Origin of the sequence: Arcobacter iocasae (assembly GCF_042214795.1) — a bacterium.
Classification (GTDB): Bacteria; Campylobacterota; Campylobacteria; order Campylobacterales; family Arcobacteraceae; genus Arcobacter; species Arcobacter iocasae.
Window position 1 is genome coordinate 2,430,920 of the sequence record NZ_CP090177.1, and the last position, 25,592, is coordinate 2,456,511.

At 27.1% G+C, this 25,592-nt stretch carries 21 protein-coding genes; 15 read left to right on the forward strand and 6 right to left on the reverse strand.

What is annotated here, in order from left to right; genetic code table 11:
• Window positions 1–42: 42 nt before the first annotated feature.
• Genes LXN10_RS12230 through LXN10_RS12245 form a run of 4 tightly spaced genes read right to left on the reverse strand, consistent with a single transcriptional unit; the run spans window position 43 to window position 7,644 of the window.
• The gene (locus LXN10_RS12230; RefSeq protein ID WP_375723272.1) at window positions 43–1,983 is read right to left on the reverse strand and encodes a tetratricopeptide repeat protein; all 1,941 of its coding nucleotides are present in this window, start codon (window positions 1,981–1,983) and stop codon (window positions 43–45) included.
• Complete coding sequence (locus LXN10_RS12235) at window positions 1,983–3,701, reverse strand: tetratricopeptide repeat protein (RefSeq protein WP_375723273.1); 1,719 nt, start codon at window positions 3,699–3,701, stop codon at window positions 1,983–1,985. The genes LXN10_RS12230 and LXN10_RS12235 overlap by 1 nt, the downstream gene beginning before the upstream one ends.
• A 3-nt stretch (window positions 3,702–3,704) precedes the next feature.
• Window positions 3,705–5,663, reverse strand: coding sequence for an SEL1-like repeat protein (locus LXN10_RS12240; protein ID WP_375723274.1), 1,959 nt, complete (start codon window positions 5,661–5,663; stop codon window positions 3,705–3,707).
• Window positions 5,656–7,644, reverse strand: a complete 1,989-nt coding sequence (locus LXN10_RS12245; RefSeq protein ID WP_375723275.1) for a tetratricopeptide repeat protein — start codon at window positions 7,642–7,644, stop codon at window positions 5,656–5,658. Before LXN10_RS12245 ends, LXN10_RS12240 begins: the two co-directional genes overlap by 8 nt.
• A 322-nt stretch (window positions 7,645–7,966) precedes the next feature.
• On the opposite strand from LXN10_RS12245, the gene LXN10_RS12250 reads away from it, so the two are divergent.
• The 9 genes from LXN10_RS12250 to LXN10_RS12290 all read left to right on the forward strand — a co-directional run bounded on the left by LXN10_RS12250 (window position 7,967) and on the right by LXN10_RS12290 (window position 15,155).
• Entirely contained in the window at window positions 7,967–8,338 is a 372-nt protein-coding gene (locus LXN10_RS12250) for a carboxymuconolactone decarboxylase family protein (RefSeq protein ID WP_375723276.1), read from the forward strand.
• 49 nt (window positions 8,339–8,387) lie between these two features.
• Entirely contained in the window at window positions 8,388–9,242 is an 855-nt protein-coding gene (locus LXN10_RS12255; RefSeq protein WP_375723277.1) for a helix-turn-helix domain-containing protein, read from the forward strand.
• A gap of 72 nt (window positions 9,243–9,314) precedes the next feature.
• On the forward strand, window positions 9,315–10,223 hold the full coding sequence (locus LXN10_RS12260) for a DMT family transporter (protein WP_375723278.1): 909 nt from the start codon (window positions 9,315–9,317) through the stop codon (window positions 10,221–10,223).
• Between the two features lie 46 nt (window positions 10,224–10,269).
• Window positions 10,270–11,154 (forward strand): helix-turn-helix domain-containing protein, encoded by an 885-nt coding sequence (locus tag LXN10_RS12265; protein ID WP_375723279.1) that lies wholly within the window; start codon window positions 10,270–10,272, stop codon window positions 11,152–11,154.
• 91 nt (window positions 11,155–11,245) lie between these two features.
• Entirely contained in the window at window positions 11,246–12,421 is a 1,176-nt protein-coding gene (locus LXN10_RS12270; protein ID WP_375723280.1) for an MFS transporter, read from the forward strand.
• A gap of 12 nt (window positions 12,422–12,433) precedes the next feature.
• Window positions 12,434–12,733 (forward strand): YciI family protein, encoded by a 300-nt coding sequence (locus LXN10_RS12275; protein WP_375723281.1) that lies wholly within the window; start codon window positions 12,434–12,436, stop codon window positions 12,731–12,733.
• On the forward strand, window positions 12,726–13,460 hold the full coding sequence (locus LXN10_RS12280; RefSeq protein ID WP_375723282.1) for a hypothetical protein: 735 nt from the start codon (window positions 12,726–12,728) through the stop codon (window positions 13,458–13,460). Before LXN10_RS12275 ends, LXN10_RS12280 begins: the two co-directional genes overlap by 8 nt.
• 29 nt (window positions 13,461–13,489) lie before the next feature.
• Window positions 13,490–14,341, forward strand: a complete 852-nt coding sequence (locus LXN10_RS12285; RefSeq protein ID WP_375723283.1) for a helix-turn-helix domain-containing protein — start codon at window positions 13,490–13,492, stop codon at window positions 14,339–14,341.
• Window positions 14,342–14,405: 64 nt separating this feature from the next.
• Entirely contained in the window at window positions 14,406–15,155 is a 750-nt protein-coding gene (locus LXN10_RS12290; RefSeq protein ID WP_375723284.1) for a class I SAM-dependent methyltransferase, read from the forward strand.
• 16 nt (window positions 15,156–15,171) lie between these two features.
• On the opposite strand, the gene LXN10_RS12295 is transcribed toward LXN10_RS12290, so the two are convergent.
• Window positions 15,172–16,398: a lysozyme inhibitor LprI family protein gene (locus LXN10_RS12295; RefSeq protein ID WP_375723285.1), complete on the reverse strand. Its 1,227-nt coding sequence runs from the start codon at window positions 16,396–16,398 to the stop codon at window positions 15,172–15,174.
• A gap of 234 nt (window positions 16,399–16,632) precedes the next feature.
• On the opposite strand from LXN10_RS12295, the gene LXN10_RS12300 reads away from it, so the two are divergent.
• From LXN10_RS12300 to LXN10_RS12325, 6 genes are all read left to right on the forward strand, one after another.
• Complete coding sequence (locus LXN10_RS12300) at window positions 16,633–18,582, forward strand: diguanylate cyclase (RefSeq protein WP_375723286.1); 1,950 nt, start codon at window positions 16,633–16,635, stop codon at window positions 18,580–18,582.
• Window positions 18,583–18,657: 75 nt separating this feature from the next.
• On the forward strand, window positions 18,658–20,130 hold the full coding sequence (locus LXN10_RS12305; protein WP_375723287.1) for an ABC transporter substrate-binding protein: 1,473 nt from the start codon (window positions 18,658–18,660) through the stop codon (window positions 20,128–20,130).
• Window positions 20,123–22,024 (forward strand): PAS domain-containing sensor histidine kinase, encoded by a 1,902-nt coding sequence (locus tag LXN10_RS12310; RefSeq protein ID WP_375723288.1) that lies wholly within the window; start codon window positions 20,123–20,125, stop codon window positions 22,022–22,024. Before LXN10_RS12305 ends, LXN10_RS12310 begins: the two co-directional genes overlap by 8 nt.
• A gap of 46 nt (window positions 22,025–22,070) precedes the next feature.
• Window positions 22,071–22,625 (forward strand): TetR/AcrR family transcriptional regulator, encoded by a 555-nt coding sequence (locus tag LXN10_RS12315; protein WP_375723289.1) that lies wholly within the window; start codon window positions 22,071–22,073, stop codon window positions 22,623–22,625.
• 56 nt (window positions 22,626–22,681) lie between these two features.
• The gene (locus LXN10_RS12320; RefSeq protein WP_375723290.1) at window positions 22,682–23,155 is read left to right on the forward strand and encodes a DUF1348 family protein; all 474 of its coding nucleotides are present in this window, start codon (window positions 22,682–22,684) and stop codon (window positions 23,153–23,155) included.
• 49 nt (window positions 23,156–23,204) lie between these two features.
• The gene (locus tag LXN10_RS12325) at window positions 23,205–23,954 is read left to right on the forward strand and encodes an NUDIX hydrolase (protein ID WP_375723291.1); all 750 of its coding nucleotides are present in this window, start codon (window positions 23,205–23,207) and stop codon (window positions 23,952–23,954) included.
• 34 nt (window positions 23,955–23,988) lie between these two features.
• On the opposite strand, the gene aldA is transcribed toward LXN10_RS12325, so the two are convergent.
• Window positions 23,989–25,437 carry an aldehyde dehydrogenase gene (aldA, locus tag LXN10_RS12330; protein ID WP_375723292.1) on the reverse strand — a complete coding sequence of 483 codons (1,449 nt, stop codon included), beginning with the start codon at window positions 25,435–25,437 and terminating at the stop codon, window positions 23,989–23,991.
• Window positions 25,438–25,592 lie beyond the last annotated feature (155 nt).

Below are 25,592 nucleotides of genomic sequence, written 5' to 3' on the forward strand. Positions count from 1 at the left end.
TCCTTAGAGAAGTGATTTTTTAACTTATGTACCAATGCCAACTTATTTTGCCTTTTCTATATTTGCTTTTTCATACCACTGTTTTGCAAGTTCTGAATCGCTTTTTATTGAACCTTTTCCTATTTCATATATTTTTGCTATGTATTTAGCTACATCTTTGTTTTTATCTAGTTCATATGATTTTTTATAATATTCTAAAGCTTTATTCATATCTTTTTTTAGTATTTGTATATAACCTTCTTCATAATATTTAGCCATATAAGCATAACAAACTCCCTCTCCTAAGGCAACACATTTTTTAAAATAGTCAATTGCTATAGCGTGATCTAATGTTTGACGATAGTATATTCCAAGTGTCATATAGGCTAGTGGATAACCCAATTTTGCTGATGCTTTATAATAATACATAGCTTTTCTATTGTCTATTTTACCAAACATTCCTGATTCATACATTTTTGCTATGAAATACTCTTTACCACCTGGTTTTTTGTTTTTTTCAATTTTATCTGCTTGTGCTAAAATAAGACCACTTTTTACATCACCTAGTTTGATGGCTTGATTTAGATAATTTCTAGCAAGTTTATTATCATTGATTTTATTTTGTTCATACAAATCTCTTAGAGTTAAGATATTTTTTTCTTTTATCTCTTTTGTTTCTATTTTTTCTCTTAGTTTTGTATACTCTTTATATAAAATAGGAGATTTACCAATGGCATTTCTTAGTTTAGATATAAGATATGGTTTGTTACTATTTAAGATAATTTTTTGCCATTTTCTATTTACTACTGCCACATCAGGGTCATAATAGCCATATGTATCTCCAGATGAAAATGGACTAGTAGATTTCTTTTTAAAAGGTTTAATTGCCAGTTCTATCATGGCATTTTCGTTGCCTTTTTTTGCCAACTCATTTAATATTTTCATTGCTTTTTCTTTATCTCTATTGTTAAATAAATAATCAGCCAAAGCTCTTTTTGATTCGTTGAGGTTTAAAAGCTTTTTTTCTAAAGCAAGATATGCATCTTTATATTTTACATTTTTTAGATAAATCTCTAAAAGCTCTTTTGTAGCATCATAACTATCTAATAAAGCAGCTTTTTGTAAAAACCCAACTATTAGGTCTTCATTTTGTGTTGTTTTATATGCTTGAATTGCTTCATAAATCTTAGCCTTATTATAATAATATGATATAGCTTTTGTATCATCAAGTTTTGTTACATCTGTATTATCTATTTTTAAAGCTTTTTCATAAAACTTTTTACCTTCATCAGCTTTATATTTTCCATAAAAAAAATCAGCAGTTACTACAAGTAAATTATAATCATCTAAAGCATATATCTCATCTGCTTTTTCTTTGACTTTTTTCATATCATATGTATTATATAAAGTGTCTAATTCTAAAAGCTTATCAAGATTAGGTGCTTTAAAATTTAGTTGTTTTATAAGCTTACTTGTTAGTCTCGCCCTTAGAAGTCTTTCGTATGATGTAGTTTTAGTATCTAATAAATACTTAGTATATAAATCAATTAGTCTTTGTTCTTTCGCACTTTTAATAGCATCATCAAAAAATTTTTTTAATTCTTTGTTATTTGTTACTTCTTCCAGTACTTGCTCAGTTGTTACATATTTATCAATCAACATATATACAGCTTCTTTGTTTCCAAGTTTAATGGCTTTATTTAAAAGTACTATATAATTTTTGATACCATCACTAAACATATCTTGGTATTTACCATAAACATTTGCAAAAGCGATAATATCTTTAGTATCCTTACTTTTTAATACTAAATCATACCATTTTGTATAAAAATCAACTCCCTCTTTTGTTTGAGGAAATAAGTAGATTTTATTTAACTCAAGCATTGCTTGTACATCTTTTTTATTTGCTTTTTTTATGAGTGTTTGTTTACTTTGTACTTGAGAAGCATTAGCATATGTTGTTATTATAAATATATTAATAAGTATAAAAAATAGTATTCTCATTATTTAGCCCCTAGTTTTTTTAGTGTATTTTTTGCCATGTTAATATTTGATTTTCTAAGCCATTGTTTTGCTAATTCTAAATTCTTTTTCACACCAGCTCCGCCTACTAAGTATATTTGACCGATGTTATTAGCTGCATAATCATTTTTATTTATACTATATGCTTTTTTATAGTATTTTATGGCTTCGCTTAGATTTTGTTTTGTATCCAAACCTAAGTGATTGTAATAACCTACATAGAAATAACAACTAGGATTATCAAAAAGAGTGCATCTTTGAGCATATTTCATTGCTTCTTTGTAGTTCTTTTGCTCATGATATATTATTCTTAGTTTATCTATTGCTCTTGAAGATCCTGCCTTAGCTGCTATTTCATAATATTCTATAGCTTTTTTTATATCTTTTGATTTGTAATAAGAATAAGCCAAATCATTTATTGCTGAAATCTTTCCTTCACTTGCCAGTTTTTCAAGTATTTCATTAGATTTTACTTTATCTCTTTTATCATATATATAAAAATTTGCCAAATCATTACTACTTTTTTCATCTCCTAATTTTGAAGCTGTTTCTAGATATTTCTCAGATAGTTTTTTATTCTTTCTTTTATAATAATTAGATAATTCTCTTAGTGTGTAGATATTTTGTTCTTTTATCTCTTTTTCTTCTAATTTTTCTCTTAAATCCTTATATATATCATAGGTAATTATATTGTTTGAGATTGTAGTTCTTAGTTTAGATATCAAATAAGGTTTATTATCATTTATAATAAATTCTTGCCATTTTAGAGCTCCTTTTGAATCATCAAGTAAATAGTTAGTATTTTTTGGTATTGGCTTTGCGACTATTTTTATATTTGGATCTTCATAGACTTTTTTTGTTGCATCACTTAGAATTCCCAAAATTCTTTCTTCTGAATCAGTAAGTTTTTCCTTTGAATCTCTTTTAATATCGTATCTAAATCCATTTCTTGGTTTCGTTGCTAGAGTTGCTATTGCATCAGCATTTCCTTGTTTTGCTAACTCTTCTAAAAGTTGAATTCCTTTTGTTTTATTTATATACTCATAAAAAAAATCTGCTAGTGCTCTTTTTGATTCATTTAGTTTTAATGCTTTTTTCTCAAAAGCTAAATAGTCATCTAGATATTTTTTATCTTTTAGATATTTTTTTAAAAGATATCTTGTGGCAAGATAGTTATCTTTTAAAGCAGCCTTTTTTAAATTTTTTATATCCATAGTGCTGTATTCATTCGATTTTTTGATAACTATATCTTTTGGGTTTACTTTTTTAACTATTCTTTCATAGAACTTCTTTGGTTTTTCATAATTGTCAACTACACGGCTAAAGTCCATATCATTTTTATATTGATTAACTAAAATAATTGCCGCATTTTTATTGCCAAGTTTATCAGCTGCTTCTAAAAGGTCTATATATTTTAACTCACCATTTATAAACATACTTTTGTATTCGTTATATACTTTTGCAAAGCTCAGTAGATCTTTTGACTTATTATTTTTTAATACAAGGTTATACCACTTTTTATAAAACTCAAAACCCTCTTTTGTTTGAGGGAATAAATATATTTTATTAAGCTCAATCATAGCTTGGATATTTCCCTTATTTGCTTTTTTGATAAGTGCTTCTTTACTTGATATTTCTGAAGCATTTGTATAAGTTGTAAATATAAATAGATTAATTAATATAAATAAAATTATTTTCATTTCTTATTTTCCATTTTTTTTAGTGTTTTTTTTACTACTTTCATTGAGTAAGTCTTCATATGTCTGTACTTTTTTTGGTACAACTTTTTTATACCAATTCTTACCTTCTTTTTCATTTTGATAGATATCTTCAAGAGCAGAATATGCTCCTGAACTTCCTAATTCAGAAGCTTTTTTATAGTATTTTATCGCCTTTTTTTTGTCTCTTTTTACGATTTTCCCAATTTTATAAGTTCCGCCTAATCTATAAAGTAAGTTTGCATTTTTATCTTCTATTGCTTTATTGATATAAATTTCGCCTTGTTCTTGATTATAAGTAGGACAATCAGGACAAATGTAATAAACAATAATATCTTCTAAAGCACTTTTATCACCATTTTCATATGCTTTTTTATAGTAGTATAAAGATTTATTTACATCTTCTTTTGTATTACCTGATGGTGCATAACTATATGCAGTTCCCAACTCTTTATAAGCTTTTATATCGCCTTGTTTTATGAGTTCATTGTATATTGCTATTCTTTTTTTAGATTCTTTCTTATCGTAGTAGTTATACTTATTTGCAAGAAGATATTTACTTTCAACATCGCCAAATGAAGCAGCTTTTTGTAAATAAGGTATTGCCTCATCTTTTTCGATATTAGTGCTAAATTTTGTATTTTTGGCTAACTCTTTGAGTACAGTGATATTATTGTTTTCAATTTGTTTTTGAATGATTTTGTTTTTAAACTCAATATCTTCTCTATAAACAAGATATGGTTTTAACATCTCTTTTAAATAGACTTGATCACTATTTAAAACAAAGTTTTTCCACTTATCGATGAGGGCATCTTTTTCAGGATTAAACTCTTTACTTTTATAACTTCGTGCTAAACTTATAATAGCTTGGCTATTATTTTTTTGTGCTAGTTCATTTAAAAGTGTATCACCTTCAGTGATTCGATTTTGTTTATAGTAAAAGTCTGCCAATGCTCTTTTTGATTCATTTAGCTTTAGAATTTTTTGTTTTAAATCAAAATATGCTTGAGTATTTTTTTCTTTTACAAAGATTTCCAATAGTTGTTCTGTTGCTTTATAATTATCTAACAAAGCAGCTTTTGTAAGATGAAATATGATTTGTTCTTTGTATTTATGTTTTGAGGTATCAATTATTTTATACTCATTTGCTAAGTTAAAATGTGCAAGGGAATCTTTATCATTTAGTTTTACAGCTTTTTCAAGGTATGCTTTTGCTCTGTACCATCTTGCATCATCAAATAGTACATTTGCCATACCTGATATAAGTTTTGGATCATTTGAATTTATTGTATCTTTTATTATCTCATTGTATTCAAGACCTTTTTCTCTTGGATGTAAATATATAAGATGTGTATAAAAAAGCTTATCATTTAGTGATAATGAATTAAAATACTCTTTATTAGTCTTTGTGATTACTTTTTCTATCTTCTTTGCTTCATCTTTTTGACGAGTAAATAGATATATATTATGAAGTGTTATGAGTTTATCTTGATTCTTTTCTTTTATGATTTTTTCTGATATTTTTTTGAGTTTGTCATATTGCTTGTTTCGAATAAGATGAGAAGACAATTTGTATAAAGCTTTTTGACTTCCTAAATCTACAGCAGCTTCTAATATTTTTTCATATTTTTCATCTGCGTTTATAAACATCTTTTCATATTTAGTAAAGATAGGATAAAACTCCATAATATCTTCAGTATTATTACTTTTTAAAACAAGAGGGTACCATTTATTGTATAACTCTAAGCCTTCTTTAGTCTCAGGAAATAAATAGACTCTATTTAACTCTATCATAGCTTTTATATCACCTTTATTTGCCTTTGATATAAGAGTATTCTTTTGCGTTGTTGGTATGATTGTAGAGTTAGTTTCAAGATTATTATTTGCACAACTTGCGAATAATAATACTATTAAGAATAAACTTATAACTTTTATTTTATTCATTATTTTCCTTCATCTCTTGAAGCACTTTATTTGCTTCTTTTGTATTTGCTTTTTTTAACCAATATTTCGCAAGTGTTAGGTCTTTTTTTACTTCACCTTCTCCATCTTTATAGATAAGACCTATATTATAAGCAGCTGTTTCTTCATTTGCTAAATTATATGATTGGGTGAAGTAATAAATAGCTTTTTTCACATCTTTTTTCACACCATTTCCTGTAGTATAAAGCCAACCTAGATTAAAGTTATATTTAACTATACCTTCATCTACTAATTTTTGGGCATAGAATTTAGCTTTTTTATAATCAATTAGTTCCTTAGTACTTTTACAACTTTCACACATAAAAATACGAGCTAATGTTTCTGTAGAACTTCTATCTCCTAAAGAAGAGGCTATTTCATAATATTTTACTGCTTTTGTTTTATCTTTTGAAGTTAAATCATAATGTAAGGCTGTTTTAATTGCAGCAGTTCTATCTCCTTTTATTGCTAAGTCTTCTAAGGTTTTTATAGCAAAAAGAATGTCTTCTTTTGTCTTTTTTTGTCGATATACTTTTATAAGCTCATAAGTACTACTTACATCACCAAAACTCACGGCTTTTTGTAAGTACTCAATCGCTTTTGTTGGATTAGAGTTTTTCGAATCTCTATATAATCTTCTAAGAGTAAAAATATTGTCATTTTTTAAATCAATATTTGTAATAGCATCTTTTACTTTATCTAATGATTTACTATCTTTGTATTTATAAGAAAATAGAACTTTTTTAAATCTTTTTTGTAAAGCTAGGTTATTACTATTTAAAATATACTCTTGCCATTTTTTTGTATCTTCATCTCTTTTGAGGTCTGGTTGATAGGTATAAGGAACTCTTGTAGCTAAATGAACTATTGACTCTTCATCTCCATTCATCGCAGCTTTTGTATAGTAGTTTTCGATTTTATCATCAGGAGTAAAAAAACTTCCACTTGATGAGTTTGCCAATATTCTATTTCCTTGAGTTGTTTTACTTAACTTCTCAATCAAAAGTTCATAATCATTTTTAAAATATTTTTCTTTTGAATATACTTTTAATAATTTGCCATATGCTTCACTTTGTCCATATTTAATTGCTTCTTTTAGATTTGAAATTATCTCTTCTTGATAATCTTTATACTTCTCATCTTTTCCACTTAAAACTCTATGTTGAGAAGCCATTTTGTCATATAAATTTGCATATTCTAAATATGTATCTGCATCATCATTTTTAAGAGAAATTGCTTTTTTGAAAAATAGTTTTGATTTTTCATACTCTCTTCTAATTTTCAAAATATTAGCTGTTGTAACAATTTTTTCATATTCATTAGATGCTAAGATATCATTAATTATTTTACTTACTTCCTCTTTTTTTAAGTTACGGAAATTTTTAAATCTCAAGAATTTTTTAGTAACAGGTATTGAATAACCTTTTTGTACTATTATAGTCTCTATTTTTTTTACATCTTTTTCTTTATTCATATTTAAATACAAATCATAAATCTTTGTCAAATCTTCTTTTGAAGCATTTAATAAAATTTTTGATTGGGTATCTTTTATCTTTTTATGGTCATAATCATATAGATATATTTGTAAAAGTTTAAATAAAGGCTTCTTGAACTTTTCATTTGCTGCTGCTTCTAAAAGGGCTACATACTTTTCTTTTCCACTTATAAACATATCTTTGTATTCATAAAAAACTTCTGCAAAAGCCATAATATCGCTTGAATTTTTACTTTGTAAGACAAGTGGGTACCAGTTATTATAATAGTCAAATCCCTCTTTTGTTTCTGGGAAAACAAATTTCTTATTTAATTCAATCATTGCTTTAATATCACCCTTATTTGCTTGTGATATTAGTTCTTTTTTGTTTGATTTTATACTTAATTGTGTTTTAGCCAAGGGTAATTTATTTGAACACCCAGTTAAAGTAAGTAAAATAATAGTAATTGAAAATAATAATAATTTCATTGTTTTCCTTTGTTAATATAAATCTGCTGATATTATTATAATTGTTCTTAGAAAAATATTTTGAATGACTTTTTTGGATAAAGAATAGTAAAATTCGCACTTTATAATAATGATTTTACTTTTATTTTTTAATTAAAAAAAATTATTTTTTTCTACTCTTGTGTTTATTCAAGTGTTTCTTACTTTATTATATAGTTTAAGAAGTATCATAAAATTACCCCATTACTTTATAGGGAACAAAACTTATAAAATAAGTCTTTTTTCTTATACTCTTATTTCTTGGATTGACTTATAATCTTCATAAATAAAATAAAGGATTATTATGAAATCAGATAGATATAAAAGAGGTTGGGAGAAGTTAAAAGAAGTAGATGGTAGTGCAGGGGAAAAAGTAATTGAGTCATTAAAAGATATTGCCCCAGAATTTGCAGATTTGCTTATTGAGTTTCCTTTTGGAGATATTTACACAAGAGAAAATCTCGATTTAAAATCAAGAGAAATCGCAACAATAGCAGCACTTACAGTTATGGGAAATGCATCAGCACAGTTAAAAGTGCATATTCATGCAGGACTAAATGTAGGGTGTAGTAAAGAAGAGATTGTAGAAGTAATTATGCAAATGGCAGTTTATGGAGGTTTTCCTTGTGCTTTAAATGGCCTGTTTGCTGCAAAAGAGGTATTTAATGAAAATTGATATTAAAATAAGAGTAAATATTTTTATGCAAATAAAAGTATAATTAATCATGATTATTACCTTACCCAATTATATTTTTGAAAATAGAGATTTATATCAAATAATACATGATGATAGTGTTATAGTAGCAAAGTCATCGATATATAAGAAAGATAAAATCTCTCTAAGAAATAGTATGCACTTAGCTATTTTATTAGTAAGTGGAGGGAAAACCTTACATCTTAAAGATGATGATATAAGTATAGATACTAGCGATATACTTTTTTTATCTCAAGGCAATTATTTTATGGGTGAAATTCTTGGAGATAGAAATAACTTTGAAGCTATATTGATATATTTTGATGATGAATATGTTTTTAATTTTATAAAAAGATACAATATTACTATTGATACAATTACCCAAAATGGAATTTTATCTTTTAAAAGAGATGAATTTATAAATACTTGTGTTCAAACAATAAATCAATATTTTTTAACAAATATAAAAAATAGTCTTGACTTAGTAAAGTTAAAACTTGATGAAATCTTTTTATATTCACTTTCAAAAGATAAAGAAAAGTTTTCTGCTTTTTTAAATAAAATAGTACAAACTAAATCTTCACGAATAAAATATATCTTAGAAGAGAACCTTGATATCATAAACAATATTGATGATATGTGTAAACTTACAAGGCTTAACTCAAAAGCCTTAAGAAAAGAGATGATTAGACTTTATAATCAAAATCCCAAAGAGTGGTTAGATGAAAGAAGGCTATCTTTTGCTGTTACGCTACTTAAAAATACTCAAAAAAGTGTATCACAGATAGCAACTTCATGTGGATATTCTAGTGTCTCTTGGTTTATTATACAATTTAAAAAATATTATAAAACTACCCCTTTACTTTATAGGGAACAAAACTTATAACATAATCCTCTTTTCTTATACTCTCAATTCTCAAATTTATTTATAATGCTCAAAATTAAAAAAGGGGCTTTTTTGAATAAAGAAGAGAATAAAACAATATATATTGTTGGTATGATAGTATCAATGCTACTTTGGGGCATTGCCTGGACATCAGGAAAAGCAGCAGTGGAACACTCTAATGCACAAGTTGCATCATTTTGGAGATATACTATAGCTTTTGTAGGGATGATTCCTGTTATATTTTATATGAAAAAATCACTAAAAACTGATATTATTGGATATATTTATATGATTTTAGGTGGGCTATTAAGTGCATTATTTAGTTATCTATTTTTTGCAGGACTTTCTCATGGAGATGCAGGATATGGAGGGACTATGTTTACTTCACTTGTTCCTTTGATTACATATTTTTTATCAATGATAATATTTAAGACAAAAGTATCACCAATACAGATGATAGCTTTAGGTATTGGAATATTTGGCGCAATAGTTTTACTAAAAATTCCCATGGAAGGTTTAGGGTTCTTAAATCTACATAGTATATATTTTTTAGTTTGTGCACTTGTTTGGGCATTAGTTACAATCATAACCCAAAAAGTTTCAAAACGAGTTGACCCAATGTTTTATACTTTGGTACTTTTTGGAGTAACTGCATTTACAAATATGCTATTTGCATTGCCTTATCATCCTTTTGAAATAGCTTTGTATGACTCAGTATTTTGGTTGAATATTATTTTTATTGGGCTTTTATCTGGAACATTCGCTATGACTGTATTTTTTGTAAGTGCTAGTAAAATAGGAGCACATAATACAGCTGTATTTATGTTTATTGTTCCCCTTGGTGCAATAGTTTCAAGTTATTTTGCATATGGAGAGAAGATTGCATCTTCTACGATAATAGGATGTTTATTATCTTTAGTGGCTGTTATTTTATTTAACAAAAAGTATTCATTTAGAAAGGCTAAGATAATACAGGCTTAAGTCAATTAGTATTGAGTTTATATCTATTTTTAGTATAATGCATTCCATGGAAAATATAGAAGAATTTTATAAAAGAACAAATTATCCTTTGCCAAAAGATTTAAATGATGGCATTGGACATTTTAATGTATTTCAAAGAACGGCTTGTATTAATATTCCCTACAGTAGAAAAAGTTATTTTAAAATAACTCTTTTAAAAGGTCCAAATAAAGTTCATTATGCAGATAAAACTCTTGAAAGTCAAGATTATGCTTTGATGTTTTCTGATCCATTGGTTCCTTATAGTTGGGACTCAATGGATGGGAAAAAAGATGGATATTTTTGTATTTTTACAGAAGAGTTCTTTTATCAATTTGCAGCGATTAGAAATTACCCTGTATTTAAGATAGATGGTAATAAACTTTTTTTACTAGATGAACCTGCGTTAAAAGAAGTTGAAAGAATATATGAAAAAATGTTTGAAGAAAAAGCATCCCAATATGATTTCAAAGATGATATATTGAGAAACTTAACTTTAGAGCTTATTCATTTGGCTATGAAAATGCAAGTAGCTAAAAGTGTACAAAATAGTTCTAAAGACAAAAAGACTAAAATCTCTTCACTATTTACTGAGTTATTAAATAGACAGTTTCCTATAAATTTGCCCTACGAAAGATTGGATTTAAAAGCACCAAGTGATTATGCAAAATCTCTTAATATTCATACCAATCATTTAAATAGAACTTTAAAAGAAGTGACTTCTAAAACTACCACAGAACTAATAGCTATAAGAATTTTAGAAGAGGCAAAAATCTTACTTAAACATACAAATTGGAATATCAATGAGATCTCTTATTCTTTGGGATATGAAGACTCAGCTCATTTTATAAACTTTTTCAAAAAAAGACTCAATCAAACACCTCATTCTTATAGAACTTTACAAAATGTTTGAATTGGGCAATTTTTAGCTTGAAATTGGCATCATCAAAGCTTTTATTACTTGATACAATTTTCTATATACAATATAAAGGTGGTAAAAAACAATGATTACTAAAAAACAAATCTTTGTGATGTCAGCAACTGCAGGAATTAGTGTCGCAAATATCTATTATAATCAACCAATTTTAAATGATATTGCAAAAGACTTAAATGTAAGTCATTTAGCAGTAGGAAATCTACCTACATTTTCTCAAGTTGGGTATGGGTTGGGTCTATTTTTTGTAAGTCCACTTGGTGATAAGATGGATAGAAAAAAACTAATTATTATTTTACATGTTTTATTAGGTCTATCTTTACTTGGACTTTCATTTATAAGTAATATTTTTGTTTTATATATTTTAAGTCTTATGGCTGGATTATTTGCAGTTTCTGCACAAGTTGTTATTCCAATGGCAGCAGCTATGAGTGGAAAAGATAAGGGTAGAGTTGTAGGAACTATATTTAGTGGATTATTAACTGGAATATTATTAGCAAGAACTTTAAGTGGATATATTACTGATTGGTTTGATAATTGGCATGTGATATTTGGTTTTTCTGCTCTTTTGGTATTTGCAACGATATTTTTTATCTCAAAGACTTTGCCAAACATGGAACCGCACTTTGAAAATAGTTATTTTTCACTTTTAAAATCATCAATTTATCAGTTAAAAAGATTTTCACTTCTTAGAAGAAATACTTTATTGATTGCAACTACATTTGGTATTTTTTGTTCTTTTTGGACAACTTTGACTTTTAAATTAAGCCAAGCTCCTTTTAATTATGATAGTGATGTTATTGGACTATTTGGAGTATTAGCAGTAGCGGGTGCAATGTTAGCTCCATATATTGGAAGACTATCAGATAAAATAAATGCAAATGGAATTAAACTAATTTCAGTCTTGATGATAATACTTAGTGTACTTCTAATTAAAGTGTTTGATACAAATTTATATGCTTTTATTGCAGCTACTTTACTTTTAGATATAGGTGTTCAAGCAATTCAAATCAATAACTTATCACAAATTTATGGTTTAGATGAAAAAGCACACAGTAGAATAAATACCGCATATATGTCTTCAATGTTTGTGGGTGGTTCAATTGGAACTTTTATTGGAGTACTATGTTGGGAAAAAGGTGGTTGGGATCTTGTAACTTTGCAATTATTAACTCTTGCAATTATCTCTTTAGGGATAATTACATATAGTTATATAAATAAAAATGTAGTAATAACTGTTAATTAATAAAGGATAAAAATGTTTATAATAAATCTAACTTATATAAAACCACTAGATGAAGTAGATACTCATCTTGAATCCCATATAAAATATTTAAAAGAGCAATATAAAGAAGGAAATTTTATAGCTTCAGGAAGAAAAATTCCAAGAAATGGTGGAGTGATACTTTCAAAACTTGATTCAAAAGAGAAGTTACTAGAAGTTCTATCCCAAGATCCATTTAAACTTGTAAATGTCGCAAATTATGAAATAATAGAGTTTGTTCCAAGTATGACATTAGATGAATTTGAAAATTTGAAAGAAAATGTAAATGAATAATATTAGCATTTTAGGTAGTGGTTGGTTAGGTTTTCCATTAGCCCAAGTATTATCAGAAGAATTTTCTGTAAAATTATCTACAAGTACAAATGAAAAAATTGATAGATTAAGAGGTGAAAATATCACTCCATTTATTGTGGATACTACTAATTTAAATGATGAGGTTGATAAGTTTTTATGTTCAGATATTTTGATTATAAATATACCTTCAAAAAATATTGATGGATTTAAAGAGTTGATAAAACATATACTCAATTCAAATATCAAAAAAATTGTTTTTATTAGTTCAATTTCAGTATTAAAAGATGAAACAAGTCCTTTACTTGAAATAGAAAGATTATTTAAAAATACAAATCTTAAAATAACAATTTTAAGATTTGCAGGACTTATAGGATATGGAAGAAATCCTGCAAAGTTTTTCCCAAAGGGCAAAGCAGTAAAAGATGCAAATGCACCTGTAAATATGATACATAGAGATGATTGTATAAACATAATACAAGAAGTAATCAATCAAGATATTTTTGATGAAACTTTTAATTGCTCTGCTCCTTCTCATCCCACAAAAAAAGAGTTTTATACCTATTGTGCGGAAGTGTCAAATTTACCTATTCCAACTTTTGATTTAGAAGAAAATAGTAATCCTCAAAAAATAGTGGAAAGTAATATTTTTATATCAAAATTGAACTATAAATTTATTCATGAAGATTTGATGAAAATAGTATTTTAAATAAGAAAAGTATAAAAGGAAAAATTATCTTGACATATGTAGTACCCAATTATTTTATTGATAATCGCTATGAAAATCTTTTAAAAATAGATAATTTATTGTGTTTAAATTATATTACTAAAACAAAAGATAACACAGTAAATGCAAGAACAACTATGCACAGTATGGGTATTTTACTTGAAGGTTCTAAAGTAATTCATCTAAGTAATGAAGATATAAATATCAATAAAGCTGAAATCTTTTTTTTAACACAAAATAATTACTATATAAGTGAAAGAGCCCTTAAAGATTCTAAATATAAGTCATTATTAGTATATTTTGATGATAAGTTTATTTTTGATTTTATAAATAAGTATAATATTAAAATTAGGTCTAAAGAAGAACAAAGTATTGTTAAAGCAAGTTATCATAGTGATATATTATTTGAAAATAGTGTACAAACTTTTCAAGAGTATCTAAAAATAAAGTTTGATGAAAATCTTTTAAAACTTAAAATAGAAGAGATATTTTTACAAGCTATACGATTAAAAGAAAATGAAATGCACTGTTTTTTTAACTCTATTCTTTCAACAAGTCAAGATAGAATCAACTATATTTTAGAATCAAACATCGACCTTATTCAAAGCCTTGATGATATGTGTAAAATCACAAGATTATCAGAAAATAAGATAAGAAGATATATCAAAAAAGAGTTTGGCCAAACTCCAAAAATATGGCTTGATACTAAAAGATTAGAAAAAGCAGTTTTACTTTTAAATAATACAAACAAAAGCATTACTGATATTTCTACAACTTGTGGTTATTCTACAGTTTCATGGTTTATTTCTCAGTTTAAAAAATATTATAAGCAAACACCTAAAGAATTCCGACATAAAATCTAAGATTTCTTGTACATAAAGATTTCTATTCTTTGTAAAATATTCATAAATTTACAAAAGGAAATATATGAAAGAATCAAACAGTTGGAATGCAAACAAATACAAAAAACACGCAAACTTTGTATCAGATTTAGCTTTACCCGTAGTTGCATTACTAAATCCAAAAGAGGGTGAAAAGATTTTGGACTTAGGTTGTGGCGAGGGAACTTTGGCTTTAGAGATAAAAAAGCTTGGAGCGGATGTTATAGGTGTAGATTTAAGTGAAAATATGGTTGAAAAAACAAAATCAAAAGGAATAGAGGCAAGTGTAAAAAGTGCTACAAATTTAGATTTTGAAAACCAATTTGATGCAGTTTTTTCAAATGCAGTATTACATTGGGTAAAAAATAGTGAACTTGCAATTCAAAAGATACACAAAGCTTTAAAAAAAGAGGGTAGGTTTGTAGCGGAATTTGGAGGATATGGAAATATCAAAAATCTAACTGATGCCATGCAAGAGGTTTTTGATAATCATACTTCTTGGGGAGATTTTAATAACCCTTGGGTATTTTTAAGTGATGTAGAGTATAAAAAACTTTTAGAAAACAATGGCTTCAAAGTTGAATATATAGAACTAATACCAAGACCAACTCCAATAGATGATATCACAAATTGGTTAGATGTTTTTGCCAATGGAATAACTGAAAATTTAACTCATGAACAGAAAATAACATTTAAAAAAGAAGTAAAAGAGATATTAAAACCAAAACAATATAATGAAATAGATGGTTGGAGTGCTGATTATGTAAGGTTAAGAGTTAAGGCTATTAAGAAGTAAATAGTAATATTTACTTCTAATAAGTTAATATTAGTTTTAATTGATTTGTTCTTTGTTTACTTAGATATGCATCCCAATCTTTATTTTTAGAAGAAGGATTTAAGGCTAAAAACAGTTTAGTATTAGCATCTCTATATTTTATCCAAAGCCTTTGAACTGTTTTAATATTATCAAAGGTTATTGGATATGACATAGTATATTCAATACTTGATATTTTAAGTTTTTTTAGAACATTTTTGTATGTTGCATTTAGTTCTTTATCATAATGTTCTAAAGAATATTTGGATTTTGGAACAAAGCCTTTTTTTACTTTTTTTAGTAGTTTTAAATATTCATTCTTTTGTTTACTTTCTGAATTTATTAAAAAACTGGCTCTGCCTGAGCCTCCATGTCCTTCTTCTAAAATAGCCTTTTTTTCAATAAATTCATTGGTATATTTTAAAGCATCATCAAGAAAGATTTGATTTGCTTTTGTTAGTGTATCTTTGAATTGTTTTATCTCATTTTCTCTTTTTATCTTTCGTTTTTCTTCAGCTTTGTTTGCACAATATCCCATGCCCATACCACTTGTAATAAACTCACATAAGTTAAATTTAGTAATACCATTTTGCCAGTTTTTATATGTGGCTTTTACTGCTTCTTCGTATTCTGCTGGGACATTTCCTCCTCTTACAACTAAATCAAAAACTAACTTTGGATTTGCTTTTCCAAATCTACCATTTCTTGATGCTTCTTGGGCTAATTCCCATATAAAATAAGGTGATGAGTTTGTATCTTTTATGTTGTATTTTTCTATAAATGATTTTGCATCAAAGTCATTGGATTTAATTGCTAGTTTCATAGTCTCTAATTTATTTTTTTCATCATATAATTTTATCTTTGGATTGCTTTTTTTAGCTTGATTATAAACTTCTAAAGCTTTTTTTGGATTTGCAAGTTCTAAACTATTCGCTCTAAAAAGTAAGTCATCTAAAGCATAAGCTAATGCTTTTTCATGACCTCTTATTGCAGCTTGCGTATAGTGATAAATTGATTGTTCTTTTGTAAGTACATATTTATAAGCCAATGCAAAATGAGCTTGAGCATCTCCTTGTTTTGCTGCTTGTTCATATAACTTTTTTGCTTGTGTTGTTTTCCCTATTTCATAAAGTTTATCTGCTTTTGATACTAGGGCTATTTCATCTTTTGCAAAACAAAAGTTTAATGAGAAAAATATTAGGATAAATAGGATTAAGAGTTTCATTATAATTATTCTTTTTAATAATTATATAGTAAGTTTATTAAATACAAAATGATTTACTGATTGCAATAAAAAATACTAAAAAGTAAAAAAATATTTACTATTTCTTAAAAAATTTAGTAATTTCTTTACTTAATTATATATAAAGAAAAAAAAGTAATTCTAATGATTATTTAAGTAAAATAAAATATAAATATAATTAGTCATTTTAAAGAATACAGTTGTATTGGGAGGATTATGGATAAGTATAAAAAAGGTGAATATGAGTTAGATAAACTAATTGATATTGATTCTTTTAAAGAAATTTTAGATAATTTTTTTAAAGCAACAGGAATACCAAATGGACTTGTTGATAATAATGGAAAAATTATTACTCAATCTGGTTGGAGTGATGCTTGTAATAATTTTCATAGAAAATATACTAATTCTAGTAAGTTTTGTGAAGAAAGTAATATATCGTTAATGCAAAGTTTAGCAAAAAAATCTATTTCTAAAAAGAAGTGTAAAAATGGACTGATAGATTATGCAACACCTATTGTTGTAGATAAGCAAGTTATTGCAATGCTATTTTTGGGTCAAGTTTTATGTGAGTCTCCAAATTTAGACTATTTTGCTTCACAAGCAGAAAAATACAATTATGATAAAACTAGTTATCTTGATGCTATAAAAAAAGTAGCAATAGTGACAGATGAAAAAATGAAATCTTTGATGCTTTGTATTGTACAGATAATTGATGTCTTAGTATCTGGAAGTTTGTCAAAACAAAGGGAAGATAAATTAGAACAAAATCTAAAAAAGACCAATGAACAAAGTGTTGAATTAAAAGATATTTTAGATTTTTCTCCTTTAGGGATTGGATGGACAAATAAAAATGGCGAAATCGAGTATGTAAATCACAAATTTACAGAACTTTTTGGATATACCATTGAAGATTTACCAACATTAAAAGTCTGGTTTAGAAAGGCTTTCCCAAATAAACAATATAGGGAAAATTTTATTATTCCTTGGAATAATAAAGTTATAAATTCATTTAAAGAAAGAAAACAACCACCAGAATTAGAAGCAAGTATTACATGTAAAGATGGTACTAATCGTAGAACATTAATTAGATTGTCATGGGTTGGAGAAAAAAGATTAAGTAACTTTAGTGATATTACAAGTCATTGGAAAAATGAACTTCGAAATCGTAGTCATGATAATATGTTAGAAATGGTAGCAAGAGGTACTTCACTGGATGATATTTTAAATATCATTATTAAAACAATTGAAGTAGAGGATAATAGTTCTTTTTGTAGTATTTTATTATTAAGTGAAGATGAAAAACATTTAGTTATGGGTGCTGCTCCTTCTTTGCCTAGTTTTTATAATGATGCAATTAATGGAGTTGAAATAGGAATTGGCGTAGGTTCTTGTGGAACTGCAGCATATCTTAAAGAGCGTGTTATTGTTGAAAATATAATGGAACATGAATATTGGAAAGATTATTTAGAATTAGCAATGAAAGCTAATTTAAAATCTTGCTGGTCAGAACCAATTATTTCATCTGATGGTAAAATTTTAGGAACTTTTGCAATTTATCATCAAAATCCAAGAGTTCCTAAAAAAGAAGATTTTGATCGTATAAATTTTGCCACAAATTTAGCTTCTATTGCAATTGAAAATAGAAAAGTTAGGAAGGAGTTGGAATATAGAGCTTATTTTGACTTTTTGACAGCTTTACCAAATAGAAGATATTTTATAGAACAATCAGAATTAGAAATATCTAGAAAACTTAGATATGGTGGTAGTTTATCTTTGATTATGTTTGATATTGATCATTTTAAAATATTAAATGATAATTACGGACATAAAACAGGTGATTTAGTACTACAAAAAATAGCGGATATTACTCGTAGTGTCTTACGAGATATTGATATAATAGGTCGTATTGGAGGAGAAGAATTTGCAATTTTATTACCTCAAACAGATATAAATGAAGCTAAAAATGTAGCTGAGCGTTTGCGTCTTGAAATTTCAAAGGGAATAGTAAAAACCAATAAAGAAGAAGTTACTAATTTCACTGCTTCTTTTGGAATTGTGTTAGATACAAAGAATAAAAATATAGATGAGTTATTAATTTCAGCAGATACTGCTTTATATGAAGCAAAAAATAGTGGGCGAAATAAAGTGTGTACCTTTAATGAATAAATTAATAATAAAATCGCTTCTTGAGTTTATATTTTTTTTAGCTAAGATTATTATATAAAAACATTAGGAAATAATATGAAAAGTTTACACTTAATTGTATTTATATTATTTATTCTATTATTTACTGCTTGCGATGATAAGAAAAAAAAATCTAATGAAATATCAAAATATAAAGATATAACTATTATAACTATTGCTCCTAACTTTGACAAGGCTATTACTGGTCCTATAAGAAAAGAGATTAAAGAGTTTGAAGATAGAACAGGTGTAAAAGTAAGAGTTGTATCTCCTAGCTGGGATGATATGATTGGAAAAATAAAAGAGTCATTTACTGATAAAAAAATAAATTATGATGTGTTTGTTGTTTTTTCATCATGGGGTGGTTCTTTATTAGCAGATGGACATGCAGCAGAAATTCCTAACTGGGTCAAAAAAGAGATAGATTGGGAAGATATTTTGCCTATTTATAAAAATCAAGTACTCTCTTGGAATAAAAAATACTATTTTCTTCCCTATGATGGAGATTGTATTAATTTATATTATAGAAAAGATATTTTTGAAAATAAAGAGTATAAGAATAGATTCAAAAATGAGTTTGGATATGATTTAGCTGTCCCAAAAACTTGGGCGGAGTATAAAGATATAGCCCAATTTTTTAATGCTTGGGATTGGGATAATGATGGTAAAATAGAGTATGGTTTTGCAGAAAGTAGAAAAAAAGGTTATGGAACGATGTTTGAGTTTTTTGCAAAAGCCGCTGCTTATGCAAAATATCCAGATAAAAAAGAGTTTTATTTTGATTCAAATATGAATCCTAAGATAAATAATCCAGCTTTTCTAAAAGCACTAACCCAATATATAAATATTATGAAATATGCTCCTCCTCAAGTTGCAAATTTTGAACCAGCAAATGTAAGACAAAGCTTTATTGGAGGAGATGTTGCTATGATTTTAGATTGGGCAGATGCAGGTGCTATGGCTCAAAACTCAAAAGAAAGTATTGTCAAAAATAAAGTTGGATATGCAAAACTTCCAGGTTCAAATAGTGTGTATAACAGTGATACAATGAGTTGGAAGGTAAGATATAATAGTCCTTCTTCTATAAGTGGAAATTGGGTATTGGTTGTTAATAAAAATGCTGTCAATAAAGAAGCCGCATTTAAATTTGCTTCATATATGACATCTAAAAAAATGACATCTAAATATGTACCTATAGGTTGGAGTGGTATAAATCCTTCTAGATATTCACATCTTGAGACGACTAATTTAGAACTTTGGGAAAAAAATAACTTTTCAAAAGAATCTGCAAAAGAGTATTTAAATGTTATTTCTGAGTCTTTAACTAATAAAAACTCAGTAGCAGATATTAGAATTCCTGGAGCAGATTTATACTATGATGTTTTTGATAAGTATTTAAATAAAGCAATTAAAAGAGAATTGTCTCCAAAAGAAGCACTTGATTTGACAGCTAATGAGTGGAATAAAATTACGCAAAAACTTGGACTTGATAAACAAATAAAACTTTATAAGGAATCTTTAAATGAGTGAATTAAAGATAAGAGACATTAGTCTTTATAGTTTTATAGTACTTATTGTTGGGTTACTTTTAACTAGTACTGTATTATTTATCTCTTTGAATAAGATTAAACTATTAAATGAACAATTATCTGTAATTTCAAAAGCAAAAAATAGTTTTTTGGAAGCTAAGATAAATAGTGAGAATCTTTTGATAACAAAAGATTTAGCTGAGACTATAAAGGTATGGTCTACTTCTATTGAAAATTTTGATAGGGACTTTAAAAGTTTATCTCCTTTACAAAAGAAAAGATTTGATAATTTGTGGTATGTAAGTAAAAAAGAGATAAAAGAGATTATAACTATTTTAAATAATAAAATTTTAGAACCTCATAATTTGCATCAAAAATCTCTTCTTATGTTAAAAGGCGAAATGTTTGCTTTAAAAGATAGAAATGAAATGTTTTTAGTTATAGATTCTTTAACAAAAAAAATGGAGTTTTTATTTCAATATGAGAGATTTATTTTAGAAGAGTTTAAACAAATTGATCAAAAGGATAAGGCTTACATATCTAAGCAGATAACTCTTACGACATATTATTCAATACTCTTTATAGTTTTTATTTTATTTTTGACTATTGTAGTTATTTATTTTATGAATAAAAAAGTTTTAAGAATAGAACATAAATTAGTAATGACACAAAAGAGTTTAAGTGAGAGTATTTTGGAGTTTAAGAATTCTAGAATATTACTACAAAATATAATTGATTCTGTTCCTGCTTCTGTTTTTTGGAAGGATAAAAATAATGTATATTTAGGTGCAAATAAATGCTTTTTAAATGATGCTGGACTTGAAAGAAAAGAAGAAATATTAGGCAAAACAGATCGTGACATGCCTTGGGCAAAATCAGAAGCTTCAAAATACATAGCTGATGATGAAAGTGTAATGAATAGTGGAATAGAAAAGTTACAAATTGAAGAGACTCAAACCAATGCCGAAGGTTCTGTAATAAAAGTTTTAACATCAAAGGTTCCATTAAAAAATACAAAAGATGAGATAATTGGAATACTTGGTATTTATATTGATATAACAGAAAAAGAAAAAATAGCAGAAGAATTATTTCAAAAAGATAAACTTCTAGCACAACAATCTAAGATGGCCTCAATGGGAGAGATGATAGAGAATATAGCTCATCAATGGAGACAGCCTTTATCTTTTATTCTTACTAGTGCTACTGGAGTTAGATTAAAAAGTGATTATGAGTGTTTAGATAGTAAGTTTTTACAAGAGTCACTTCTTGGCATTGAAAAGAGTGTGAAGCATTTAAACAAAACTATTGATGATTTTAGAAACTATTTTAAGCCAGATAAAGAAGCAAAATATTTTGATATAAAACTAGTAGTAGATAATGCATTTTCATTAGTTGAATCAAAACTTAAAAATAAGTTGATAAATGTTGTAAAAGAAATTGATGAAATAAAAGCATTTGGTTTTGAAAATGAGTTTATACAAGTTTTATTAAATATCATAAATAATGCAATAGATGAGTTAGAAAAACTTAACTCAGATGATAAACTAATATTTGTAAAAGCAAAAGAGATAGAAATATGTGGAGAAGAAGTTTCCCTTGAAGTTTCAAAATGTAGATGTATAGAATTGAAAATCTGTGATAGTGCAGGTGGAATTTCTAAATATATTATAGATAAAGTATTTGATGCTCATTTTACGACAAAAGCTGAAGATAAAGGTACAGGAATTGGTTTATATATGTCAAGTGAAATGATAAAAAAACATATGAAAGGTTCCATAACTGTATCTAATAAAGTTTTTACATATAATGAAAAAGAGCATAAGGGTGCAGAGTTTACTATTTTAATTCCTGCAGAAGATTATATTTTAGAAATAGAGAAAGAATTTGACAAGTAAAAAAAAATAAGCTAAAATTTTACCAAACAATCGTTTGGGAAAATAAATGGCAATCAAAAAAACATCTAAAGAAGAAATTTTAAAAGAGTCAATAAAACTTTTTAAAATAAGAGGTTACCATAATACCTCTATGGCAAATATAGCTGAATCATGTGGTTTAATTAAAGGCAGTATTTATCATCATTTTAAAAGTAAAGATGAGATTGGATTAGAGTCTTTAAAATATATTCACAAGTATTTTATTGATAACATTTTTAGTATTGCATATAGAGGTGATTTATCAGGTAAAGAGAAGCTAAAACTTTTTGTTTCTAAAACTGATGATTATTTTCTAGAAAGTGTTGGCGGTTGTTTGTTAGGAAACTTGGCTTTAGAAGTTTCTACTTTAAATTTAGAGTTTAAAGATGAAATAAAGGCTTATTTTTTGGCTTGGGAAAAAGCTTTGGCAAAAATATTAGAAATAAAGTATGGAAAAGATACTTCTGTATTATTGTCCAAAGAGTATGTTGCTTTAACACAAGGGGCAATTATGATGATGAATTTATTTGATTCACATGAAAGTTACCTAAGTGTAGGTGAAAAAATCACTCAATTATTGTAGTGATTTTTTTTGGTCTATTTATACAAACAATCGTTTGGTTGATAAAAAGGAAAAATATGAAAACAGAAATAAAAAAACCACTACCACCTTTTGATTTTGAAAGTGCTAGTATAAAAGTAAAAATGGCAGAAAATGGATGGAATAGTAAAGATGCACAAAAAATATCTCTTGCTTATACAGCAGATAGTGCTTGGCGAAATAGAGATGAGTTTATAAATGGAAGAGATGATATTATAGAGTTTTTAGAAGATAAATATCAAAAAGAGTTGGACTATAGATTGTGTAAAGAGTTATGGGCATATACTGAGAATAAAATAGCAGTAAGATTTGCCTATGAGTGGCACGATAGGAGTGGACAATGGTATAGAAGCTATGGAAATGAGAACTGGGAATTCAATGAAAATGGTCTTATGAAAAATAGATATGCTTGTATAAATGATTTAAAAATAAAAGAAGACGAACGAAAGTTTTTGTGGAATGGAAATACAAGACCAGATGATTATGCAAGTTTAAGTGAAATGGGTTTATAAAATATACTTTGTGTTAAAATTCTATCATTAAAAAAATGAGATGGTAATTATGATAAAAAAGTTTGATTTTACAATGATAGTTTTAGAAAATGATCAATACGATGGTTCAATAATTGATACATCAACAATACCAACAGATATAGAAGAGTTTGAAAAAGACTTGCTTTTAATTCTTGAAAACTTAGAAAATAAAAAGTTGTTATGGATAAAATTAATGATTGAACAATCAAGTTTGATTTCCATACTTACAAGGCATGGTTTTATTTTTCATCATTGTAATGAGATGGATATTACTTTAGTAAAAAAGCTTATTCATAAACCTGTGATTCCAACTGCCACAAATCATACTTTAGGAGTAGGGGCAGTTGTAATTGATGATAATAAATTATTAGTTATTAAAGATAAAATCTATCAAGGCTATAAACTTCCTGGCGGACATATTGATGATAGTGAAAATATTACAAGTGCCTTGATTAGAGAAGTGTATGAAGAGACAGGTATAAATATCAAATTTGATTCTATAATAAGTTTAAGGCATATTTCTCCTGGACAATTCAATGAATCAAATCTTTATCTTGTGTGTCGTGCTACTGCTTTATCTAAAGAAATAAATATAATAGATACAGATGAAATACTAGAAGCTAAATGGATAGATGTGGATACTTATTTAAATCTTGAGGATGTTCATCCTTTTAATAAAAAGATAGTACGAATGGCTTTAGAAAATAAAGGCTTTAGAATAGTAAATAGTGAGAATTTGATTCATAGAAAAGATTTAAATTATGAGATATTTTTTTAAAGTATAAGTAAGGAAATTTCCTTACTTATATAATTTATTGTTTATTTAAATCGTATTGTAAATATACAACTTTAGTTTGTAAGAACTCTTCTAAACCATGTTTACCATCAGCTCCACCAATACCAGATTTTCTCCATCCTGCATGGAATCCTTGCATTGCTTCGAAGTTTTCTCTATTGATATATGTTTCACCAAATTTTATCTCTTTGCAAGCTCTCATTGCCACATCTATATTTTGTGTATAAATAGATGAAGTCAATCCAAACTCACTATCATTTGCTAAAGCAATTGCTTCATCTAGTGTTTCAAAAGTCATGATAGGAAGTACTGGTCCAAATATCTCTTCTTGGATGATATTCATATCTTGTTTCACATCTACAAGTACTGTTGGCTCATAATAGAAACCATCATCTCTATCTGCTCTTTTTCCACCTGTTGTAATAGTTGCTCCTGCTTCTACTGCACTATCAACTAAGCTTTGAACATGATTAATTGCATCTTCATTAATAAGTGGTCCCATATCAACTTCTTCTTTTAATGGGTTACCATAAGTTGTAGCTTCCATAGCTTTTGTCATTCTTTCACTAAACTCTTTTGCTATGCTTTTATGCACATATACTCTCTCAGCACAATTACAAACTTGACCATTATTTATGACCCGAGAGTTTTTAATTGCTTCAATTGCTAAGTCTAAATTTGCATCTGCCATTACAATAGCTGGAGCTTTTCCTCCAAGCTCTAATGATACTTTTGTCACATTTTTAGCAGCTGCTTCCATGATTTTGACACCAGTTGGTACACTTCCTGTGAAACTTACAATTCCAACTTTTTCATGACCTGCAAGTGGGTTTCCGACTTCTTTACCAGAACCACTTATAAGATTGAATACTCCCTTTGGAAGTCCAACTTCGTCAACAAGTTTTGCAAACTCAAAGGCATTATTTGGAGTTTCACTACTAGGTTTTATAACTATAGTATTTCCAGTTAAAAGTGCGGGGGCAAGTTTTCTAGCAATCAAGAAAAATGGGAAATTCCATGGTAAAATACCAGCTGCAATTCCTATTGGTAATTTAAATAAAAAGATATTTTCATTTGGTCTATCACTTTGAATAATTTCACCTTCATATCTTCTAGCCCATTCAGCCACATAGTCCATATAATCAGCTGTAAAATTAACTTCAACCGTAGCAAGAGCTAAAACTTTTCCTTGTTCTTCAGTTATAACTCTTGCTAACATACTTGCATTGTCTCTAATTTTTTGTGCAATTTTTTTAAGATAACTAGCTCGCTCTATGGCTGGTAATTTTTCCCATGAGATTTGAGCTTCTTGTGCTGCTTCAACAGCTTGATTGACATCATCAACAGTTCCTTTAGGAATATAAGAGATAATTTGTTTATCCGATGGATTAATAACTGGTTCGGTTTCAACATGATTGAGGAACTCACCATTTATATACATTTGATAGACTTTTGCTTCTGACATAATATTCTCCTTTAGATTGTTATATTTGTGTAATGAATATGTTACTCTTCCATAGTTAATGAATAATAAATAAAAAGAAATTAGACTTTTTTATTAAGTTTTTATGGTGCTATTTTTAAAAATACATCAATAAAAATGTGAACATTAAAGAAAAT

Coding starts and splice junctions, on each gene's coding strand:
- LXN10_RS12280 (WP_375723282.1), top strand. CDS start 12,726: ATGAATAATATTAGCATTTTAGGTAGTGGTTGGTTAGGTTTTCCATTA.
- LXN10_RS12240 (WP_375723274.1), bottom strand. CDS start 5,663: ATGAATAAAATAAAAGTTATAAGTTTATTCTTAATAGTATTATTATTC.
- aldA (WP_375723292.1), bottom strand. CDS start 25,437: ATGTCAGAAGCAAAAGTCTATCAAATGTATATAAATGGTGAGTTCCTC.
- LXN10_RS12320 (WP_375723290.1), top strand. CDS start 22,682: ATGAAAACAGAAATAAAAAAACCACTACCACCTTTTGATTTTGAAAGT.
- LXN10_RS12295 (WP_375723285.1), bottom strand. CDS start 16,398: ATGAAACTCTTAATCCTATTTATCCTAATATTTTTCTCATTAAACTTT.
- LXN10_RS12265 (WP_375723279.1), top strand. CDS start 10,270: ATGGAAAATATAGAAGAATTTTATAAAAGAACAAATTATCCTTTGCCA.
- LXN10_RS12255 (WP_375723277.1), top strand. CDS start 8,388: ATGATTATTACCTTACCCAATTATATTTTTGAAAATAGAGATTTATAT.
- LXN10_RS12250 (WP_375723276.1), top strand. CDS start 7,967: ATGAAATCAGATAGATATAAAAGAGGTTGGGAGAAGTTAAAAGAAGTA.
- LXN10_RS12270 (WP_375723280.1), top strand. CDS start 11,246: ATGATTACTAAAAAACAAATCTTTGTGATGTCAGCAACTGCAGGAATT.
- LXN10_RS12290 (WP_375723284.1), top strand. CDS start 14,406: ATGAAAGAATCAAACAGTTGGAATGCAAACAAATACAAAAAACACGCA.
- LXN10_RS12310 (WP_375723288.1), top strand. CDS start 20,123: ATGAGTGAATTAAAGATAAGAGACATTAGTCTTTATAGTTTTATAGTA.
- LXN10_RS12300 (WP_375723286.1), top strand. CDS start 16,633: ATGGATAAGTATAAAAAAGGTGAATATGAGTTAGATAAACTAATTGAT.
- LXN10_RS12315 (WP_375723289.1), top strand. CDS start 22,071: ATGGCAATCAAAAAAACATCTAAAGAAGAAATTTTAAAAGAGTCAATA.
- LXN10_RS12235 (WP_375723273.1), bottom strand. CDS start 3,701: ATGAAAATAATTTTATTTATATTAATTAATCTATTTATATTTACAACT.
- LXN10_RS12305 (WP_375723287.1), top strand. CDS start 18,658: ATGAAAAGTTTACACTTAATTGTATTTATATTATTTATTCTATTATTT.
- LXN10_RS12230 (WP_375723272.1), bottom strand. CDS start 1,983: ATGAGAATACTATTTTTTATACTTATTAATATATTTATAATAACAACA.
- LXN10_RS12245 (WP_375723275.1), bottom strand. CDS start 7,644: ATGAAATTATTATTATTTTCAATTACTATTATTTTACTTACTTTAACT.
- LXN10_RS12275 (WP_375723281.1), top strand. CDS start 12,434: ATGTTTATAATAAATCTAACTTATATAAAACCACTAGATGAAGTAGAT.
- LXN10_RS12325 (WP_375723291.1), top strand. CDS start 23,205: ATGATAAAAAAGTTTGATTTTACAATGATAGTTTTAGAAAATGATCAA.